Below are 19,386 nucleotides of genomic sequence, written 5' to 3'. Positions count from 1 at the left end.
GCGACGTCGTCTGAAGCAGGGCTTAGCCCGTACTTCGGTCGCGGCCCGGGATCCACCGAGCGGCCAGCAGCGTCGCCACACCCACCACCGCCGCCGCCACCGACAGCGCGGCCGTGGCAGCGGTGTCGAAGGCCGCCGACGCCCGCCCGGGGTCCATCGATCCCGACACCAGCGTGGCCGCGGGGTCGGTGCCCGGCCCGGCCGCGATGACGAACGCCCGGTGGAGCACGGCCCCGACCACCGCCACACCCAGCGCGAACCCCAGCTCCTGCAGGGTGTCGTTGAGCGCGGCGCCGGCTCCGGCGCGATCGGACGGGACCCGCCCGACGAGCACGTCGGTGGCCGCCGGGACGGCGAGACCGAAACCGGTCCCGATCACGGCGAGACCCAGCAGCACGGTCGGCAGGTGCACCCCCGTGGTCGCCAGGACCGCCAGCCCGGCCGTCACGACGCCCAGACCCACGGTGACCGGTACCCGCGGACCCGTCCGGCGGGCCAGCACCGGGGAACACACCGACGCCACGACCACGGTCAGCGCCACCGGCCCGACGGCGAGTCCGGCCGCGACCGGGGAGAGACCGAACCGGAACTGCAGCCGCTGGGTCAGTACGAACAGGGACCCGGCCAGCCCGAAGAACAGCAGCATGGTGCTCACCGACGCGCCGAGGAACGGCCCGTCGCGCACCAGCCCCCGCGGGACCAGCGGGCGGTCCGCGTGGCGTTGCCGCGCGGCGAATCCCACGGCCGCCGCCGCGGCGACCACCGCGGCGCCGACCACGGCCGCGTCCGGCCGGCCGGACGCCCCGAACTCGATCACGGCGAACACGAGGCCGCCGATCATCAGGACGGAGAGCGCCCCGCCGACCGCCTCGACGGGGGCCCGTGCCGGATCACGCGACTCGCGCACTACGAGCGAACCCGCGCCCACCACCACCAGCGCCGGGGGGACGTTGAGCCAGAACACCGCCGACCACCCCGCCGCCGCGACCACGAGGCCACCGAGCACCGGGCCGAACGCCACCCCGAGCGAGGCGATCCCGCTCCAGACCGCGATCGCGGTGGCCCGCTGCCGACCGGTGAACTCGTCGAGGAGCACGGCCAGGGTTCCGGGCATCACGAACGCCGCCGCGACCCCGAGCACGACCCGCGTCAGCACCACCTGCCACGCGGCGTCCGCCAGCGCCGACGCCCCCGAGGCGACCGCGAACACGGCCAGGCCGGAGAGGGTCACCCGCCGGCGCCCCCACCTGTCCGCGCACGCGCCTCCGATCAGCAGCAGGCCGGCGAACACCACCGAGTAGGCGTCGACGATCCACTGCACCGTCGGCAGGTCGGCGTCGAGGTCCCGCATCAGGGTGGGGATCGCGACGTTGAGCGCGGAGTTGTTGAGAACGATCACGAACAGTGCGAGCCCCATCAGGGCGAGCACCGCCCGGCGGCCGCGGCCGCCCGTCGGGGTCGTCGTCGGATCGTCCGGCCGGACGTCGGAGGGTGTCCCCATCGCTGCCTCCCGCGGGATGGAACGGTCACGGGGATCGCAGCACCCGGGGCTTAGCCGTGGCTTGGGCGCACCCTGGCCGGGCCCGGGTCGTCCCGCTGCACCGGGCCACCACCTGCCCGTGGAGCACCGCCCGGGCGGCCCGGTCGATCGTCGCGGCGGCCCGGCGGACCAGCTCGTCGACCCGGCCGCAGCGAGTCCGGCGCGTCGGCGACCGTCATCGTCGCCGGCGTCAGTCCCCGACGATCACCACGTGCAGTGTCCGCGGCCCGTGCACACCCTCCACCCGGTCCAGCTCGATGTCGCTGGTCGCGCTCGGCCCGCTGATCCAGGTCTGCGGCCGCGCCGGGTCCAGCGCGGCCACCGCCTCCGGCACCCCGGCCACGACCTGATCGGCGCGGATCAGGCAGACGTGCAGGTCGGGGACCAGCGTCGCGGCGCGCCGGCCCTGACCCGGACCGTGGTCGAGGACGATCGTGCCGGTCTCGGCGATGCCGATCGCGGCCGTCGACAGCACCCCGTCGCAGCGGTCCAGCTCCGACACCGTGACGTCCGGCCCGTCCGGGACGACCTCGACGTCGTCGGGCACCAGCCCGGCCGGGAAGCCCGGCGGCACCAGGATCCGCAGCGGTCCGGAGCCCGCGAGCGGCGGCCGGCCGGCCAGGGCGCCGGCGACCCGCGCCGCCGCGGTGCCCGGGTCCGCCCGCTCCACGACGGCGCGGTAGTCCGCGACCCGTTCGTCGAACAGGTCGACGACCTGCGCGTGCGGCAGCGACCGGTCGGGGACCGGCCGGACCACCTCGACGTCGAGCACCGGCTCGACGTCGGGCACGTCGGCCAGGGCCCGCCGGGCCTTCGCCAGGATCGCCTCGCGCGCGCTCATGCCCCGTCCCCGTTCCCACGCCCGCCGTCGGTGTGGTCGCTCCGGCTCCGCCCGCCGTCGGTTCTGGTCCACCAGTCCCGGAAGGACTCGGCAGCCGGTACCGGCACGTCGCGCGAGTCCGACCAGGCGCTCGCCGGGCCGGGCACCGCGCCGAGGATGCTGCGCCCGCCGGGTGCGGTGCGGCCCAGCCGTCCGGCCAGCTTCCCGCCGATCCCGGCGACACGTTCCGCGGCGCCGGTGCGCGCGGCCGAGGACAGCGTCCACGACGCCGCCTTCATCGCGACGTCCTGCACCGACGGCACCCGGCTCGCCCGCTTGTGGGCGTCGACGACCTCGGCACGCAGGTGCACCAGCACCTCGGGGATGTCGATGCGGACCGGGCAGACCTCGAAACACGCCCCGCACAGGCTGGAGGCGTACGGCAGCGAGTCGGTCTGCGGGTCGGTACCCACCCCGCGCAGCTGCGGGGCGAGGATCGCGCCGATCGGGCCCGGGTAGACCGAGCCGTAGGCGTGCCCGCCGGTGCGCTCGTAGACCGGGCACACGTTCAGGCATGCCGAGCAGCGGATGCACCGCAGCGCCTGCCGTCCGGTCGGGTCGGCCAGCACGTCGGTGCGGCCGTTGTCCAGCAGCACGACGTGCACCTCCTGCGGCCCGTCGCCGGGGGTGACCCCGGTCCAGGTGGAGGTGTAGGGGTTCATCCGCTCCCCGGTCGAGGACCGGGGGAGCAGCTGCAGCATCACGTCCAGGTCCTGGAAGGTCGGCAGGACCTTCTCGATCCCCACCACCGACACCAGCACCTCGGGCAGGGTCAGGCACATCCGGCCGTTGCCCTCGGACTCGACGACGGTCAGCGTCCCGGTCTCGGCGACGGCGAAGTTCGCCCCGGAGATCGCGACCTTCGCGCGCAGGAACTTCTCCCGCAGGTGTGCCCGGGCCGCCGCGGCGAGCTGCTTCGGCTCGTCGGTCAGGTCCTCGGGCGCGGCCTTCCCGGCCCGGCCCATCTCGCGCAGGAAGATCTCCCGGATCTCCGCGCGGTTGCGGTGGATCGCCGGGACCAGGATGTGGCTGGGCAGGTCGTCGCCGAGCTGCACGATGAGCTCGGCCAGGTCGGTCTCCCAGGCGTGGATCCCGGCGGCCTCCAGGGCGTCGTTGAGCTCGATCTCCTGGGTGGCCATCGACTTGACCTTGACGACCTCGTCGGTGCGGTGCCGCCGGGCGATGTCGACGACGATCGCGTTGGCCTCGGCGGCGTCGCGGGCCCAGTGCACGGTCGCCCCGGCCGCGGTGAGCGAGCGTTCGAGCTGCTCCAGGTAGTCGGGCAGGTGCCGCAGGACCCGGTTCTTGATCGCCTCACCGGCCAGGCGCAGCTGCTCCCAGTCGTCCACCTCACCGACGACGTTCGCCCGCTTGGTGCGGATCGTGCCGGTGGCGTGGGCGAGGTTGCGACGCAGCTGGGAGTCCTCCAGTGCCGCCCGCGCCGCGGTGGGGAAGGCGGGAGTGCCCAGGAAGGTGCCGCTCATCGGGAGACCTCCGTGACGTGCTGCGGGACGGCGCTGCCGATGCTCGCCGGGTCCGCGGCGCGCTCCTCGCGCTGCTCGATCACCGGCTCGGTCTGCGCCAGCACCTCCGCGAGGTGCATCACCCGCATCCCCGACCGCTGCCGCGACAGCAGCCCGCCCACGTGCATCAGGCAGGAGTTGTCCCCGGCGACGAGCACCTCCGCACCGGTCGAGCGGACGTGGCGGGCCTTGTCGTTGCCCATCGCGATCGAGGTCTCGGAGTTCTTCACCGCGAACGTCCCGCCGAACCCGCAGCACTCGGCGGCGCCCGGCAGCTCGAGCAGGGTCAGCCCGCGGACCGCGCGCAGCAGCCGGGTCGGCCGGTCGCCGACCCCCAGCATCCGCAGCGAGTGGCAGGTCGGGTGGTAGGTGACGCGGTGCGGGAAGTAGGCCCCGACGTCGACGACGCCGAGCACGTCGACCAGGTACTCGCTCAGCTCGTACACCGGCGGTGCGGACTCGACGCCGCGGATCAGACCCGGGTCGCCGGAGCGCCGCGCGACCAGGCCGTGCTGGTGGCGCACCGAGCCCGCGCACGACCCGGACGGGGCGAGGATCGCGTCGTACCCGGCGAAGGCGTCGAGGTGGTTGCGGACGAGCGGGACGGCTTCGTCGAGGTAGCCGGTGTTGACCATCGGCTGCCCGCAGCAGGTCTGTGCGGCGGGGAACTCGACGTCGACGCCGAGCCGGCGCAACAGCGACACGACGGCCCTGCCGGTGTCCGGGAACAGGGCGTCGTTGAGGCACGTGACCATGAGGCCGACGCGGGGCGGTGGGATCGGCATGGGGCCTCCGGTGAAGTGGTGGGACGGAGGGTGTGGTCCGACCAAGGTAGCGGTATGGTCGGACCACACACAAGCAGGAGGACGACGTGCGTGTTCCCGCCGCCCACGAGATGGTGCTCGCCCACGTCGAGGAGCGCCTGACGAGTGGCGAGTGGCGCCCGGGGGACCGGCTGCCGCCGGAGCGCGAGCTCGCCGCGACGCTGGGTGCGTCCCGCCAGGCGGTCCGCGAGGCGCTGCGGGTGCTGCAGGCCCAGGGCGTGATCCGCTCACAGGTGGGCACCGGCGCGGACTCCGGCACGGTCGTCGTCCCGGCCCCGGCGCGGGCACTCGGCCGGGTGCTGGCCCTGCACCTGGCGGTCGACTCGTTCCCGGTGGACGACGTCACCGAGGCCCGGGTCATGTTCGAGCGGTTCTCCGCCGGGCTGGCCGCGCGCCGGCGCTCGGCGTCGGACCTGCTGGAGTGGTCGAACGCGCTGGACGTCATGGACGACGACCTCGATCCGGCCGCCTTCAGCGACGCCGACATCGCCTTCCACGTCGCGATCGCCGCGGCGGCCGGGAACCGCCTGGTGGGGGAGCTGACCCGGGCGGTCCGGGAGTCGGTGCGCGGGACGCTGCTCGACGCGATGCAGGCCCAGGGGGACTGGCCCGCGCTGCGCGAGCGGCTGCGCGCCGAGCACCGGGAGATCCACGCGGCCATCGCCGACGGCGACGGGGCGCTGGCCGCGGACCGGATCGAGGCGCACATCCGCGCCTTCCACGGCCGGGTCCGACCTGCCTAGGCTCACCGCCGTGACCACCTCCGACCTGCCCGACGCCGCCGTCGTCGCGGTGTCCGCCCGGTACCGGCGCGGGTTCGCCGACCTGGTGTCCTCGCTCGACGTCGCGCAGCTCGCGGCGCCGAGCCTGTGCGCCGGATGGGACGTGCGGACCGTCGCCGGGCACCTGGTGTCCGCGCTGACCACGACGGTGCCGTCGTTCCTGGTCCAGGTGCTGCGGGCGCGCGGGAACGTGGACCGGGCGGTCGACCGGGCCGCGCGGCGGGACGCGGCCCGCCCGGTCGAGGAGCTGGTCGCGGTCCTGCGCGACCGGGCCGACAGCTCCTTCGCCCCGCCCGGCATCGGTGCGCGGGGCCCGATGACCGACGCGATCGTGCACACCGCCGACGTCACCGTCCCGCTCGGGCTGCCGTTCGAGGCCGACCCCGCCGACGTGCGCATCGCGCTCGACTTCGTGGTCGGGACGGTCCCCCTCGCGTTCACCACGCGGCGCCGGGTGGCGGGCCTGCGGTTCGTCGCCGACGACGCCGGGTTCGACTCGGGGGAGGGCGCCGAGGTGCGGGGCCGCGCGATCGACGTGCTGCTGGCGGCGTGCGGGCGCCCGGCGGTGCTGGACCGGCTCACCGGGGACGGTGTCGCGACGCTCGCCGCCCGGCAGACCGACCGCTGACGCCGCGTTCCTCCGGTCGTCCCGCACCCGGTGGGTCAGGCGTTCGCGTCGCGGTGCAGGCCCAGCAGGTGGACGTAGGCGGCGGCCGACAGCGGGATCGAGTCCCGTTCGGCCTCGCCGAGCTCGCGACGCACCTTCCCCGGGACCCCGGCGACCAGCGACCCGGGCGGCACCACCGTGCCCTGGGTGAGCACCGCACCCGCGGCGATCAGCGACCCGGCGCCGACGTGCACCCCGTTCATGAGCACCGCGCCCATGCCGATCAGTACGTCGTCCTCGATCGTGCAGCCGTGCACGACCGCGCGGTGGCCGATGGTGACGCCGTCGCCGACGGTCGCCGGGAAGCCGGGGTCGGCGTGCAGGACGGAGCCGTCCTGGACGTTGGTGCGGGAGCCGAGGGTGATCGGGGCGAGGTCGGCCCGGATCACGCACGTGTACCAGATCCCGGTCTCCGCACCGACGCTCACCTCGCCGGCGAGCACGGCGCCGGGCGCCACCCAGGCCTGCTCGTGGACCTGCGGGGTGTGGCCGTTCACGGTGATCATGCGGTCAGCCTAGGGCGGTCTCGAACGCGGCGAGGACGTCGTCGCCGAACAGCACGAACCGGACCTCGGTGACCGCGGTGCCCGCCTCGGCGACCTCCCGGACGGTGGCGACGGCGATCCGGGCGGCGTCGGCGAGCGGCCACCCGTAGATCCCGGCCGAGACGGCGGGGAACGCGACGGTCCGGGCGCCGAGCTCGTCGGCGAGCCGCAGCGACTCGCGGTAGGCGCTCGCGAGCAGCGCCGAGCGGTCCTCGCGCCGCGCGTACACCGGGCCGACGGTGTGGATCACCCAGCGGGCGGGCAGGTCCCCGGCGGTCGTCGCGACGGCCCGGCCGGTGGGGAGCCCGTCGGGCAGGTCGCCGGCGCGCAGCCGCTCGCATTCGGCGAGGATCGCGGGCCCGCCACGCCGGTGGATGGCGCCGTCGACGCCACCCCCGCCGCGCAGGCCGGAGTTGGCGGCGTTGACGACGGCGTCGACCCGGGCCTCGGTGATGTCCCCGCGCTCGCAGCCGATCCTCATGCGCGTGCCTCCTCGCGCAGCCGTCCCAGCAGCGGGATGGCCGCGATCTTGTCCTCGGTGAGGGAGTCCCACACGATGCCGCCCTCGGGGCGGTTCCGGCGGTGCTCCCGGCAGTCGACGACGCGGTCCGGGGTGACGATCAGGTCGACCGGCGCGTCGTGGTCCGCCCACGGGACGACGCCCGCGTCGCGAAGCTGCAGCTCGTGCACGGTGGTGACGACGAGGGTGTCGTCGGAGATCAGTCCCGCCGCGCGGGCCAGCGCGAACTCCAGGTCGGCGAACCCGCCGCCCTTGCCCAGCCGCGCCCCGTCCGCGCCGACGGCCACACAGCCGGTGACGACGAGGTCCACCGGCTCCAGCTCGTCGACGGCGACCCGGCGGGCCGACCGCGTGGCGTTCTCGATCGACACGGCGCGGTGGGGCGGGTCGGCGAGGTGGTCGGGGTCCAGCAGGAAGAACGGGTCGTCCTCGGCCAGCCTCGGGACGGCCATGTACACGGTCTTGCCGTCCTCCAGCGCGTACCGGCGCACCGGGAGCTGGGCGGAGTCCGGGTTGGACTTCACGGTGCGGGCGGCGCGCCACACGTCCAGCTCGCGCAGCCGCCGGGCCGCGGCCTCGGCGCCGACGAAGTTCGAGATCCGGTTCCGCGCCCCCGGGAACCGGGAGGCCTTCTGCTCGGTCAGCGCGGTCCAGACCTCCTCGCGCAGCTCCGCCTTGCGGGCGAGGGTCCCGGGGTCGCCCCCGGCGTCGTGGTCGTGACGGCGGCTCATGCCCCGATGATGTCAGTGCTCCCGCAGGGCCCGGATCAGCTCGTCCTTGGTCATGTCCGAGCGGCCGGGGATGCCGACCTTCTGCGCCCGGGCGTAGAGCTCGTCCTTGGTCCGGTTCTCGTGGTCGCCGTGCTCGCCGCCGCGCCTGCCGACGGTGTCGCGACCCTCGGCGGCCGCGGCGTTCGCGATCCGCGCGGACTTCTCCTTGGAGTTGCCCTCCTCGCGGAGGCGCTCGTACATCTCGTCGTCCTTGATGCTGCTCGCCATGGCGGTCGACTACCCGCCGAGCAGCGCGGCCAACCTGTCCAGCAACGGCACCTGCCCCTTCACGATCTTCTCCCGGGCGGTGGCGAGGTCGAACCACGCGGCGCGGTCCAGCTCGGGGAAGCGGAGGGTGCGCCCGGAGCGGGGTGGCCACTCCATCTCGACCCAGCCGCCGTCGTCGGGACGGCCGGCGACGGCGTCGGCGCCGGTGAGGCCGGACCCGTCCAGCGCGAAGGCGGTGACGGTCTTGCGGGACTGGCGGACCGTGCCGAGCGGGACAGGCTCGCCGTCGGGGGGCGGGGCGCCGATCTCCTCGGTGAACTCGCGGCGGGCGGCGTCGAGCGGGCTCTCGTCGGGGCCGTGCTCGCCCTTGGGCAGCGACCAGGCCTGGTCGTCCTTGCGGGCCCAGAACGGTCCACCCATGTGGCCGAGCAGCACCTCCGGGCCGCCCGGCCCGGCCCGGTGCAGCAGGAGTCCGGCGCTGGTCACGGGAGGCACGCGGGGATCATCCCAGACGGGCGGGCCGGTCGAGCCGGTGCACGTGGGCCAGCGGGGGGTCGGCCGGGTTGTCCGGGGGCAGCTCCCCGGTCGCGACCCGGCGGAACCCGGCCTTCTCCAGCGCCCGGCACGACGCCCGGTTGCCCGCGGCCACCGGGACGACCACCGCCGTCGCCTCCGGGTAGCGCTCCCAGCCCTCGGCGACGGCGGCGGCGATGATCCGCGGGCCCAGCCCGCGCCCGGTCAGCTCCACCGGCCCGATGAGGTAGTCGACGGTCAGCGCACCGTCCGGGAGCGTCAGGATCGGCGCGATCGCGGCGACCTCCTCGGGGTAGTCGTGCCAGCGGGCGCGCTGGACCAGCCCGACCGGGACACCACCGAGCTCGGCGACGAGGTCCTCGCCCGGTTCCTCCCCGCGCAGCCCCGCCCCGAAGTCGCGTTCGAGCGCCTCGTCGGTGGTCTCGTGGAACCACCACCGGTGCACGTGCGGCGCGGCCAGCCAGCGCCGCAGCAGGGGCAGGTCGGCGCGCACCAGGGGGCGCAGGGTGACGGGGGCGTCGAGGGACGGCCCGTCGGTCGGCGTGGCGGACGGCGGCACGGGGCGGGAGCGTAGCCGCGCCGCGGGCCGCCGCCGAGCGGTTTCCTCCTCCGCCCGGACGAGGACGGGGACGGTGGGCATCTCGTCCTCGCCGCCGATCCGGGCCGGACCCCGGCCCGCCTAGGGTCGTGTTCCGATGGAACGCCATCGGACGAGGGGGACGACGATGACGAGCGACCACACCCGGCCGGCCGCACGGGCGGGAAGCGGCGGGTCCGCCGCGGACCGCGGGGACGGCACGGACGCCGTCGCGACCGTGGCACCGGACGCGCCCGCGACCGCCCCGGCGCGGCCCGCAGCCGTCGCGGGCGGGGTGGCGCCGGACGGGACCGGATCCGCCCCGGCCGACCACGGCGCGGCCCCCGCACGGACGCGGTGGTGGCGGCGCGACTACAGCCCGGAGGAGATCGAGGCGGGCAAGCAGGCGTGGCGCGACGCGATGCCGTGGGACCACCCGATGTCGCGCGGCGACAAGGTGCTCGTCTTCTCCACGCTCGGCCTGCTCGTGTTCATGCTGGTGACGATGCCGCTGCGGCCGTTCCTGCTGGCGTCGCACCCCGTGTGGCTCGCCGCGGTCACGGGCAGCCTCTCCGCGGTCGGCGCGGGCGCGGCGTTCGCCCGGATCGGCGAGGCGGACCTGTGGGTGGTCGTCGCCGCCGGGGTGTTCGGGATGATCAAGTTCGACTGGCTGTTCTGGCTGGCCGGGCGCCGGTGGGGCGAGAAGATCGTCGCGCTGTGGGCGCCCGGTGACCTCGCGAAGCGGTTCGTCGGCCGGATCCGCAGCTGGCCGCGCTGGGCGATGCCGATCGCCGTCGTCGCGGCCGCGCTGCCCGGCATCCCGGCCGCCGCGGTGTTCGCCGTCGCCGGACTGGGGAGGATGCGGCTCGCGACGTTCCTGCTCTTCGACGCGATCGGCGCCGCGCTGATCACCGGGCTCGTCGCCGGGCTCGGGTTCGGCCTCGGTCAGGACGCCGTCGACGTGGTGCTCGCCGTCGACAAGTACGCGTTGTGGATCAGCCTGGCGCTGGTCGTGTTCGTGTCCTTCCAGGCGAGCCGCAGGCAGAAGCGGCAGACCCCGCCCGCCGCGTGAGGGTGCCCGCGCCGGCTCGGGACCTCAGGTCCCGAGCCGCTGCTGCAGGCCGCTCGCGCGCCCGGCCGGACGGCCGATCGCGGCGCGGACCGCCTCCTCGGTGCCGATGATCCGCACGGACTCCTTGGCCCGGGTGACGGCGGTGTAGAGCAGCTCTCGGGTCATCAGCGGCGAGTCCGCGGGCGGCAGCACCACGGTGATCCGCCGGAACTGGCTGCCCTGGCTGCGGTGCACCGTCATCGCGTGGACGGTGCCGACGCCGCCGAGTCGGGCCGGCTCGAACGCGACCGAGGAGTTGTCCCGGGCGAACACCGCGCGGCGCCCGGACGCGGTCCGGACCACGACGCCGGTGTCGCCGTTGAACAGGCCCAGGTCGTAGTCGTTCGTGGTGACCAGCAGCGGACGGCCCGGGTACCAGGGGGCCTCGGCGGCGAAGCCGGGACGCTCGGTCTCCACCCAGCGCTCGATCTCCGCGGTCCAGCGGGTCACCCCGTGCGGGCCGCGCCGGTGCGCGCAGAGGACGCGGTGGTCGTCGAGCACCCGCAGTGCCTGCTCGGAGTCCCCGGCCTCGGCCGCTCCGATCACGTTCACCGCGGCCCGGGTCACGTCCTGGCGGAACGTGTCCAGCCGGCGTGCCTCGATCTCGGCCGCGTCGCCGTCGACGAAGGACAGGTCGGCCGCGCCGCGGCGCAGCAACGCGACGGCGGCGTCGGGGTCGTCGCCCTGCACGGCGGCGGCGAAGTCCGCGATCGTGCCGCCGAAGCGCCAGTTGCGCTCGAGCCGCACCACCCCGTTGCGCACCACGACGGGCGGGCCCGGCTCGGCGGGCGCGGGGACGCCCGCGGCGCCGGAGGCCGGCACGGGCCGGTCCACACGGAACGCCCCGCACGCGGTCAGCGCGTCCTGCAGCGCGGGCTCGGCCCGGCCGCCCGCGGCGGCCAGGTCGCCGAGCACCGCGCCGGCCTCCACCGACGCGAGCTGGTCCGGGTCCCCGACCAGCACCAGCCGGGCGTCCGGTCGGACGGCCTCCAGCAGCCGCGCCATCATCGTCAGCGACACCATCGACGTCTCGTCGACCACCACGACGTCGTGCGGCAGCCGGTTGCCCCGGTGGTGGCGGAACCGGCCCGAGGTGCCCCGCGAGCCCAGCAGCCGGTGCAACGTCGACGCCGTCGCCCCCGCGACGGCGGCCCGGTCGGTCTCCGGCAGCCGCCCGTGGGCCTCGGCGACGGACTGGGTCAGCCGGGCCGCGGCCTTCCCGGTCGGCGCGGCGAGCGCCACCCGCAGACCCGGCGCGCCGGGCGGGGCGGTCGCGCGGTGCAGGTCGTGCAGGACGGCGAGCAGGGCCGCGACCGTCGTCGTCTTGCCCGTGCCGGGGCCGCCGGCGATCACGGCGACCGGTCGCAGCGCGGCGACCGCGGCGGCGAGGCGCTGCCGTTCGGCGCCGGGGTCGCCGAGCAGCCGGTCCAGCGCCGCGCACAGCCGGTCGGGGTCGACGGTCGCGACCGGCCCGGCGCGCGCGGTGAACTCGCGGCGGACGAGCTCCTCCTCCTGCCAGTAGCGCTCCAGGTAGAGCAGGTCCCCGAGCAGGCGCAGCGGGCGCCCGGCGGGACCGTCCTCGCCGACGGCGACCAGCGGGCTGTCCGCGCAGGCCGCGCGCCACGTCGCGGGCTCCGGCCACGGCAGCCCGGACACGTCGACGGCGACCTCGCCCTCGCCCGCGGTCGTGGCCGCGGCGCTCGCCAGGTCCACGCACACCGACCCGTTGCGGATCGCGCGCACGGCCAGCGCGGCGGCGAGTACCACCGGTTCGGGCTCGGCGGCGGCCGGGTCGGCGGCGGTCGGGTCGCCGCGCCCGCCGAGGGCGGCGAGCCGCCGGGCGACGTGCACGTCGCCCGGCGCGAGGATCTCGGCGGTGTTGAACGCGGCGAGCACCCCGGTCGCGGTGCGGGCGGCCCGCGGACCGAACGGGTCCCGCTCGGGGGCCGGGGACGCCGCCGGCGCCGGGGTGGGGGGTGCGGTCGTCGTCACGGGGTGCCTCCGTCCAGCAGGTCCGACAGCTCCTCGACCAGGGCGGCGGGTGGCCGCCAGGCGAAGACACCGCACGGCGCGGCCAGCGGCCCGGACCCGGTGACCGGGGTGTCCGGCCCGCACATGCCGCGCAGGAACAGGTAACCGACCCCGCCGAGGTGGGTGTCCGGGTCGTAGCCGGGCAGCCGCCAGCGCAGGTAGCGATGCAGCGCGACGGCGTAGAGCAGCGCCTGCAGCGGGTAGTGCGCGTCGGCCATCGCCGTGGCCAGCCGGTCGGCGGTGTAGTGCGCCGCGGTCAGCGGGTCGCGTCCGGACGGGCCGATCGGGCCCAGCCAGTTCGTCTTGTAGTCCACGACGAGGAACCGTTCCCCGGCCCCGTCACGGACCCGCAGCACCGAGTCGATGCTGCCGGTCAGATAGCCGCGCAGCGGCTGTCCGGCGAGGTCGGGGGAGTCGAGCAGGTCGGCGTAGCCGTGCAGCGGGTCGCCGGGCCCGAGGTGCCTGCGGACGGCGGCGGCCAGCCCGGACAGGGTGAGCCGGCCCGTCGGGGTGTCCCCGCCGCACAGCGGCAGCTCGAAGTCCAGCTCGGACAGCCGGTCGCCCGGGGCGACGTCGGCCAGCGCCAGCCCGGAGGCGATCGGCCCGAGCGGGGTACGCAGCACCGGGACGAGCGCGTCGGCGAGCTCGTCGGGATCGAGGTCGGCCGGCTGGTGGCGCAGCTCCTCGGTGACGTGCGCGACGACCTCGGCCCGCAGCGCGGCGTCACCCTCGGCCGCCGTGCGGGTGTCGAGGTGCTCCAGCACGGCGTGCACCAGGGTGCCGAACCCGGTGCCCGAGGGCAGGTCGGCCATGGGGGAGGGGAACGCCGCCGGGTCGGCTCCGCCCGCCGTGACGTCCCCGGTGGGGCCCGCACCGGGCGGTGGGGCGGAGTCGGGCTCGTCGACGATGCCCTCGTCCTCGGGCTCGGTCAGCACCCCGGGCGCGGTCGCGGCCGGTTCCGGCCCGGCGTCGACGGCCGGGTGCGGATGGTGCGCGGCGTGCGCGGCCGCGGTCAGCGCGGTGTAGGACGTGCGCCGCCACGCGGTGTCCAGCGTGCGGGTGAACGTCGCGACGGCCAGCCCGGCGTCGGGCGGGACCGGGGTGCGGTCGGCGGGGTCGCGGTCGTGCAGGGTCTCCACCGACGCGCCGGCCGGGGCGAGCCGCTCCCGCAGGAACGCCAGCGCGTTCGCGTCGCCGGGGACCTTCGCCGTCGGCTCCGGCTCCGCGCCGGCCCCGGCGTGCCCGAACAGCACCCGGTGCAGCGACGACGCCGCCGTCGTCGTCCCCGGGACCCACCAGGCGACGACCTGGCTGCAGGCGCGGGTGAGCGCCACGTACAGCAGCCGCAGGTCCTCGCCCGCCTCCTCGGCCTGGTGCAGCGCGGTGCGCCGGGTGCGGTCCGGCCCGGTGGACCCGCCGACGTCGAGCAGCCGTCGCTGACCGTCGCCGCCGGCCGGGGTGTCGTGGTAGAGCAGCGTCTCGGGCCGGTCGTCGACCCAGCGGTCCCACGCGAACGGCAGGTACACCACCGGGAACTCGAGCCCCTTGGACCGGTGCACCGTCACGATCTGGACGGCGTCGGCGTCGGACTCCAGCCGTCGGCTCCGCTCGGCGGAGGTGTCTCGGGCGGCCTCGCCGATCCGGTGCCGCAGCCACTCGGTGAGCGCCGTGGGGCCCAGGTGGCGTTCCAGCGCCGCGGAGTGCAGCACCTGGCCGACGTGGCGCACGTCGGTGAGGTCGCGCTCGCCGTCGGGGCTGCGCAGCAGGCGCTCGGCGGGGGCGTAGCGGGCGAACACCGCCTCCTGCAGGGCGGCGACCCCGCGCTCGGCGAGGACCTGGTGCCAGGCCCGCAGGTCCGCGCCGAGCTGGTCGACCAGTCCCTCGGCGTCGGGCCCGCAGAGGTCGGCGACGGTGTGGCCGACGAACCGGGTCAGCGCGGCGGCCCGCAGCCGCATCGAGCGCTGCGGCTGCTCGACGGCCTCCAGCAGCGTCAGCCACTCCGCGGCGACCGGTGTGGTGAACACGCTGGTGGAGCCGGTGAGCACGGCGGGCACCCCGGCCTCGGCGCAGGCGTCGCGCACCAGCAGGCCCTGGGCGTTGGTCCGCACCAGCACCGCGACCTGCCCGGGGCGCAGTCGTTCCCCCGCGAAGCGGGCGGTGCCGTCGAGCAGCTGCGACAGGTCGACGGCGACGTCGCGGGCCACCACCGCGCGGGCGCCCTTGGCCCGGGCCAGGCCGCGCCCGGTCAGGTCGAGCCGGTCCCGGTCGACCAGCCGCAGCCGCAGCGGGGCGTCGTGCCGGGCGGTCAGCCGCCGCCCGGTGTGGTGGGGCAGGACCGGGTGCACGACGATCCCGGAGTCCCCGAGGGCGGCCTCGTCGAACACCCCGTCCAGCGCGGTGAGCAGGGCCGCGTCGCTGCGGCGGTTGGTGGACAGGGTGCGCCGGGTCGCCGCCGCGTCGGCGGCCCGCAGGTAGCTGTGCACGTCGGCGCCGCGGAAGGCGTAGATCGCCTGCTTCGGGTCGCCGATGAGCACCAGCGTCGTGCCGGGGGCGGAGTGGAACGCCAGGGACAGGATCTCCCACTGCAGCGGGTCGGTGTCCTGGAACTCGTCGACGAGCACCACCGAGAACCGCGACCGCAGCCGCTCCCGGGCGGCGGGGCCGCGGACCGGGTCGCGCAGCGCGGCGGCGAGGCGGGTGAGCATGTCGTCGTAGCTGTAGATGCGCGAGCGCCGCTTGCGGGCGTCGACCTCGCGGCGCACCGCGGTGGCGAAGCCGTACCGGGTGGCGGCCGGGGTGGCCGGGTCGGCGTCGCGGGGCTCCAGCTCGGCCTGCGGGTCGCCGACGGCGCGGCGGGCCAGCGCCAGGGCCGCGGCCCGGTCGAACGCCGGGCGGCCCGCGTTCGGGGCGGCGTACTTGCGCACGTAGAAGTCGTCGACGACCTCGGTGACGACGTCGTCGACGTGGTCGACGAACTCGGCGTCCGGGTCGTTGTCCCCGGCCACGCCCAGCCCGGCCAGCATCTGCATGCAGAACTGGTGGGTGGTGGCGATCGTCGCCGCGTCGAACGACGCCGACGCCGTCGCCAGCCGGGCCCGGCGCCGCTCCAGCTCGGCCGGGTCGGTGGCGGCCAGGTGCGCGACCACGGGGTCGGCCTCCGGCGTCGGCGGGGTGGCGCCGGACTGCACGGCGGCCAGCGCCCGCTCGGTGCCCACCAGCCGCTCCTGGACCCGCTCGCGCAGCTCCTGGGTGGCGTCGCGGCCGAAGGTGACCAGCATCAGCCGGTCCAGGTCCGCGACGCCCTCGGCGACGTAGCGGGTCGCCAGCGCGGCGATCGTGTAGGTCTTGCCCGTCCCCGCGCTCGCCTCCAGCACGACGGTGCCGGTCGGCAGCGGCCCGTCGACCGCGAAGGTCGGTGCCGACAACACGCTGGTGGTGCTCACGGCGCGTCCTGCCTCTCGTGGTCGAGCAGCGGTGCCCACAGCCGGACGGCGAGCTCCCCGAAGCGGGTGGGCTCCCCGCCGGAGCCGGGCTCGGGGCGGACGACCAGCGGGCCGCCCGCGGCGCCCCGGACGAAGACGTGCGTGGCATCGGCGTGCTCGAAGCGCGACCACTCGCTCTCCGCGGCGGCGGACGCGTTGGCCGGGACCACGCCGCGGGCGCGGTTGCGGGCGTAGACGGCGGCGGCGTCGGTGGGCAGCGGCAGCGGCGCCCGCAGGCCCTCGCGGCGCAGCGCGACCAGGTCGGCCAGGGTGCGGCGGGCGAGGCCGGGGTCGACCGGGCCGAGCACCGAGCGGGCCGCGCCGCCGGGCCCGCGCCCGACGGTCACCGCCGTCCAGGACCGGCCGGGGTGCGCGGCGGTGAGGGCGAGCAGCTGCACCCACGCCCGCAGCCGGTGCTTGGCCTTGAGCCGCGAGTACTCGACGCGCACCACGACGTCGCCGTGCAGGCCCGGCACCGTCCCGGCGACGGCGCGGCCGTCCTCGGGTGTGCCGGTGAGCTGCGCGACGAGGTCCTGCGAGCCCGCCTCGCCGGTCGCGACCGCCGCGGCGACGGCGACCAGGGGCTCGACCTGCCCGCCGACCTCGGTGAGCACCCGGTGCCCGATCCCGCCCGGCGGGAGGTCACCGCGCAGCGTCTCGGCCCGGGCGACGGCCTGCGGTGCCGCCCCGGCGAGCCGGTCGGTCAGCAGCCGGTCCCCGATCTTCCAGGTGGCCAGGCCGTCGAGCTCGACCGGCAGCGCGTCGTCGGGCTCGACGTTCTCCTCCGGCGGCAGCACCCGCACCCGCTGGCGCAGGAACGCCCGCACCGGGTGCTCGACGAAGGCGACCAGCTCGTCGAGCTCGACCACCCCGTCCGGCGGGTCCTCCGGCGGGGGCAGCGGGTCCGCGCCGAACAGCGGGGTCACGGTGCGCGGCCCGGCCGCGGCCTCGGCGCCGCGCAGCGCGGCCCGGTCGAAGCTGAACGGGCCGCCGGCCAGCAGCGCGCCGGAGGTGAAGTTGCGCCGGTCGAACGGCTGCAGCGGGTGCCGGGCCCGCAGCGCCTGCGACGCGGTCGCCTCGGTCCCGGTCCGCACGCAGGCGTCGATCGCGTCGCACAGCTCCCCGACCGGCACCGACGGCGGCCGGTCGGCGCCGGTGCGCTCGTCGGCGCCGGAGGACACCACGACCAGGTGCCGGGTGGCCGAGCAGATCGCGTCGAGCAGCAGCTGGCGGTCCTCCCCGCGCGGGTCCCGCTCGCCGACGACCGGGTCGCGGGCCAGCACGTCGTCGCCGTCGGGGGCGCCGGCGCGGGGGAACACCCCGTCGTCGCAGCCCAGCAGGCACACGACCTCGTGCGGGACGGCCCGCATCGGCACCAGCGTCGCGACGGTCAGCGTGCCGGTCCGGAAGTTGGCCCGGCTGGGCCGCCCGCGCAGCCGCTCGGCGAGCAGGCCGCGCACGTCGGGCAGGTCGAGATCGACCGTGGCGGCCTGCGGCCCCGCGGAGGCGACGACGTCGGCCAGCTCCGCCCGGGCCTGCCCGGCCTGCCAAGCGTCGGTCGGGGTGGTGTCGGTCAGTGCGGACAGCCCCTCGACCAGCGCGTCCACCCAGACCGACAGCGGCTGCGGGCCGCGCAGCGCACCGAGCACGGTCGCGAGCCGGTCGACGAACTCGGCGAGCCGCCCGACGAGGTCCACGTCGGAGGAATCGACCTCGTCCAGCGGCAGCGCGGTGCCCAGCCAGGCCGGGGCGCCCGGCGTCTCGGCCATCGCGACGCCGACGAGCATCCGGTCCAGCCCGGCCCGCCAGGTGTTCTGCTCGACCCCGTCGAGCCGGTAGGGCCGCCGGTGCGCGGCGTCGAGCCCCCACCGGACCCCGGCCGCGGTGACCAGCTCGGACAGCCGCTCCAGCGCGTCGTCGTCGAAGCGGAAACGGCGCCGCACCGGGGCGGAGGCGACCAGGTCGAGCACCTGGGAGGCGCTGACCCGGGACCCGGCCAGCTCCAGCAGCGACGACACCGTGCCCAGCAGCGGGTTCGCCTGGCGCAGGGCGCGGTCGGCCAGGCGCACCCGCAGCCGGTGCCCGGGGTGGAGCTCGTCGCGGGAGGGGCCCGCACCGTCGGGGACGTCCGCGTCCGGGGCGAGGCCGAACGAGGCGGTGATCAGCGGCGCGAACACCTCGATGTCCGGGCACATGACGATGATGTCGCGCGGCTCCAGGTCCGGGTCGGCGGCGAGCAGGCCGAGCAGCACCTCGCGCAGCACCTCCACCTGCCGGTCCGGGCCGTGGCAGGAGTGCAGCGCGACGCTGCGGTCGTCCGCGTCGAGCAGGGGACGGTCCTCCGGGGCGGGCGGCACGGCGTCGTCGCGCAGGGCGGTCTGCAGGCGGCGCAGCAGGGTCGGTGCGCCGCTCCCGGAGGGGGCCGGGTGGTGGGTGTCGGTCACGCCGGGCCCGGCGCCGGGGAGCCGCAGGGCCAGCTCCCGGGTGTCCCGGCCGAGCGAGCGCAGCAGCGGATGACGCACGGCCTCCGCGCTGGTGTCGGCGGCGCGCGAGGGCACCCCCGGTGTCCGGGCGGCGCGCACCGCGTCCCACATCGCCGGCGACGGGTGCGGCAGCCACAGGTGGACCTCCCGGTGCGCCGCGAGGGACTCCAGGACGGCCAGGTGCTCGACGGCCAGCCGGGTCGGGCCGAACAGCGACAGCCGCGGCCCGACCTCGGGGCCCGGGTCGGCACCCGCGCGCAGCCGGGCCACCGCGTCGTCGAGGCGCTCGGCGGGACCGGGGACCCCGAGCGCGGTGTGCAGGCGGCGCCACAGCTCCGGCTGCCACCCCAGGTCGGCGGGCACCGCGTCCTCTCCGGCGCGCCAGCGGCGCAGCAGCTCGGGGCGGTGCGTGGCGTAGGAGCCGAACAGCCCGGCCAGCGTGCGGGCGAGCGCGTAGCGGCGGCCGTGCCCACCCCGCTCCAGGTGCGCGGCGAGGGCGGTGAACCGCTCGTCCCCGGGGCCGGCGACGGCCTCGTCGATCAGCTCCAGCAGCGGCCACACCGACCGGCCGGGCGACCACGGGTCGGTCGCCGGGTCGGTGCCGGTGACGTGCGCGACGACCCCGCCGAGCAGCGCGGCCGGCGCCGGGAACCGGACGTTCGCGCAGACCCCGCCGCTGCCCGTCCCCGCACCGAGCCGGTGCGCGAGCCGCTGGGCCAGCCAGCGCTCCACCCCCCGCTCGGGGACCGCGACGGTCTCGGCCGCGAACGGGTCGCCCGAGCCGGCCGCCAGGACGTCGGCGAGCGCCTCGACGAGGGTGTCGGCGCGTTCGGCCCGATGGATCTCCAGCACGGACCGCACGGTAGCGGCGACCCCCGACAGTGACGGG

The 19,386-nt window shown here is 76.6% G+C and carries 16 protein-coding genes; 3 read left to right on the top strand and 13 right to left on the bottom strand.

The features are described 5' to 3' along the window. Positions 1 to 22 precede the first annotated feature (22 nt). The 4 genes from WHI96_RS12570 to WHI96_RS12555 form a co-directional block, all read right to left on the bottom strand. Positions 23 to 1,501 (bottom strand): MFS transporter, encoded by a 1,479-nt coding sequence (locus WHI96_RS12570; protein ID WP_345648913.1) that lies wholly within the window; start codon positions 1,499 to 1,501, stop codon positions 23 to 25. A 229-nt stretch (positions 1,502 to 1,730) separates the two neighbouring features. Beyond that, on the bottom strand, positions 1,731 to 2,381 hold the full coding sequence (locus WHI96_RS12565) for a LutC/YkgG family protein (protein ID WP_345648916.1): 651 nt from the start codon (positions 2,379 to 2,381) through the stop codon (positions 1,731 to 1,733). Further along, the gene (locus WHI96_RS12560; RefSeq protein WP_345648918.1) at positions 2,378 to 3,904 is read right to left on the bottom strand and encodes a LutB/LldF family L-lactate oxidation iron-sulfur protein; all 1,527 of its coding nucleotides are present in this window, start codon (positions 3,902 to 3,904) and stop codon (positions 2,378 to 2,380) included. The genes WHI96_RS12565 and WHI96_RS12560 overlap by 4 nt, the downstream gene beginning before the upstream one ends. After that, a complete protein-coding gene (locus WHI96_RS12555) occupies positions 3,901 to 4,728 on the bottom strand; it encodes a (Fe-S)-binding protein (protein ID WP_345648921.1) in 828 nt (275 codons plus the stop codon). The genes WHI96_RS12560 and WHI96_RS12555 overlap by 4 nt, the downstream gene beginning before the upstream one ends. Before the next feature lie 86 nt (positions 4,729 to 4,814). Between WHI96_RS12555 and WHI96_RS12550 the strand changes: the two genes are divergently transcribed. Continuing rightward, complete coding sequence (locus WHI96_RS12550) at positions 4,815 to 5,510, top strand: FadR/GntR family transcriptional regulator (RefSeq protein ID WP_345648924.1); 696 nt, start codon at positions 4,815 to 4,817, stop codon at positions 5,508 to 5,510. Between the two features lie 10 nt (positions 5,511 to 5,520). After that, positions 5,521 to 6,177, top strand: a complete 657-nt coding sequence (locus tag WHI96_RS12545) for a maleylpyruvate isomerase family mycothiol-dependent enzyme (protein ID WP_345648927.1) — start codon at positions 5,521 to 5,523, stop codon at positions 6,175 to 6,177. Positions 6,178 to 6,212: 35 nt separating this feature from the next. Here the strand turns inward: WHI96_RS12545 and WHI96_RS12540 are convergent, their stop codons facing one another. Genes WHI96_RS12540 through WHI96_RS12515 form a run of 6 tightly spaced genes read right to left on the bottom strand, consistent with a single transcriptional unit; the run spans position 6,213 to position 9,372 of the window. Then, positions 6,213 to 6,722, bottom strand: a complete 510-nt coding sequence (locus tag WHI96_RS12540) for a gamma carbonic anhydrase family protein (RefSeq protein WP_345648930.1) — start codon at positions 6,720 to 6,722, stop codon at positions 6,213 to 6,215. 4 nt (positions 6,723 to 6,726) lie between these two features. After that, positions 6,727 to 7,242, bottom strand: a complete 516-nt coding sequence (locus WHI96_RS12535) for an O-acetyl-ADP-ribose deacetylase (protein WP_345648933.1) — start codon at positions 7,240 to 7,242, stop codon at positions 6,727 to 6,729. Beyond that, the gene (locus WHI96_RS12530; RefSeq protein ID WP_345648936.1) at positions 7,239 to 8,012 is read right to left on the bottom strand and encodes a 5-formyltetrahydrofolate cyclo-ligase; all 774 of its coding nucleotides are present in this window, start codon (positions 8,010 to 8,012) and stop codon (positions 7,239 to 7,241) included. Before WHI96_RS12530 ends, WHI96_RS12535 begins: the two co-directional genes overlap by 4 nt. Positions 8,013 to 8,024: 12 nt before the next feature. Further along, positions 8,025 to 8,279, bottom strand: coding sequence for a DUF7218 family protein (locus tag WHI96_RS12525; protein ID WP_345648939.1), 255 nt, complete (start codon positions 8,277 to 8,279; stop codon positions 8,025 to 8,027). A 9-nt stretch (positions 8,280 to 8,288) separates the two neighbouring features. Beyond that, positions 8,289 to 8,765, bottom strand: coding sequence for an NUDIX hydrolase (locus WHI96_RS12520; RefSeq protein ID WP_425571654.1), 477 nt, complete (start codon positions 8,763 to 8,765; stop codon positions 8,289 to 8,291). A gap of 16 nt (positions 8,766 to 8,781) precedes the next feature. Then, a complete protein-coding gene (locus tag WHI96_RS12515) occupies positions 8,782 to 9,372 on the bottom strand; it encodes a GNAT family N-acetyltransferase (protein WP_345648945.1) in 591 nt (196 codons plus the stop codon). Positions 9,373 to 9,538: 166 nt separating this feature from the next. Between WHI96_RS12515 and WHI96_RS12510 the strand changes: the two genes are divergently transcribed. Further along, positions 9,539 to 10,462, top strand: a complete 924-nt coding sequence (locus tag WHI96_RS12510; RefSeq protein ID WP_345648947.1) for a DedA family protein — start codon at positions 9,539 to 9,541, stop codon at positions 10,460 to 10,462. Positions 10,463 to 10,486: 24 nt separating this feature from the next. Here WHI96_RS12510 and recD read toward each other — a convergent pair whose 3' ends face one another. Genes recD through recC form a run of 3 tightly spaced genes read right to left on the bottom strand, consistent with a single transcriptional unit; the run spans position 10,487 to position 19,349 of the window. Next, complete coding sequence (gene recD / locus WHI96_RS12505; RefSeq protein WP_345648949.1) at positions 10,487 to 12,493, bottom strand: exodeoxyribonuclease V subunit alpha; 2,007 nt, start codon at positions 12,491 to 12,493, stop codon at positions 10,487 to 10,489. After that, positions 12,490 to 15,975: a UvrD-helicase domain-containing protein gene (locus WHI96_RS12500; RefSeq protein ID WP_345648951.1), complete on the bottom strand. Its 3,486-nt coding sequence runs from the start codon at positions 15,973 to 15,975 to the stop codon at positions 12,490 to 12,492. The genes recD and WHI96_RS12500 overlap by 4 nt, the downstream gene beginning before the upstream one ends. Further along, complete coding sequence (gene recC / locus WHI96_RS12495; protein WP_345648954.1) at positions 15,972 to 19,349, bottom strand: exodeoxyribonuclease V subunit gamma; 3,378 nt, start codon at positions 19,347 to 19,349, stop codon at positions 15,972 to 15,974. The genes WHI96_RS12500 and recC overlap by 4 nt, the downstream gene beginning before the upstream one ends. Positions 19,350 to 19,386 lie beyond the last annotated feature (37 nt).

This window comes from Pseudonocardia tropica (genome assembly GCF_040105315.1).
GTDB classification, from domain to species: Bacteria; Actinomycetota; Actinomycetes; order Mycobacteriales; family Pseudonocardiaceae; genus Pseudonocardia; species Pseudonocardia alni.
This window is presented reverse-complemented; position numbering and strand designations above follow the sequence as displayed.

What these genes read in the sequence shown, in the direction of transcription:
- WHI96_RS12530 (WP_345648936.1), bottom strand. Translation starts at nt 8,012, where the DNA reads ATGAGCCGCCGTCACGACCACGACGCCGGGGGCGACCCCGGGACCCTC.
- WHI96_RS12560 (WP_345648918.1), bottom strand. Translation starts at nt 3,904, where the DNA reads ATGAGCGGCACCTTCCTGGGCACTCCCGCCTTCCCCACCGCGGCGCGG.
- WHI96_RS12570 (WP_345648913.1), bottom strand. Translation starts at nt 1,501, where the DNA reads ATGGGGACACCCTCCGACGTCCGGCCGGACGATCCGACGACGACCCCG.
- WHI96_RS12540 (WP_345648930.1), bottom strand. Translation starts at nt 6,722, where the DNA reads ATGATCACCGTGAACGGCCACACCCCGCAGGTCCACGAGCAGGCCTGG.
- WHI96_RS12510 (WP_345648947.1), top strand. Translation starts at nt 9,539, where the DNA reads ATGACGAGCGACCACACCCGGCCGGCCGCACGGGCGGGAAGCGGCGGG.
- WHI96_RS12565 (WP_345648916.1), bottom strand. Translation starts at nt 2,381, where the DNA reads ATGAGCGCGCGCGAGGCGATCCTGGCGAAGGCCCGGCGGGCCCTGGCC.
- WHI96_RS12525 (WP_345648939.1), bottom strand. Translation starts at nt 8,279, where the DNA reads ATGGCGAGCAGCATCAAGGACGACGAGATGTACGAGCGCCTCCGCGAG.
- WHI96_RS12535 (WP_345648933.1), bottom strand. Translation starts at nt 7,242, where the DNA reads ATGAGGATCGGCTGCGAGCGCGGGGACATCACCGAGGCCCGGGTCGAC.
- WHI96_RS12555 (WP_345648921.1), bottom strand. Translation starts at nt 4,728, where the DNA reads ATGCCGATCCCACCGCCCCGCGTCGGCCTCATGGTCACGTGCCTCAAC.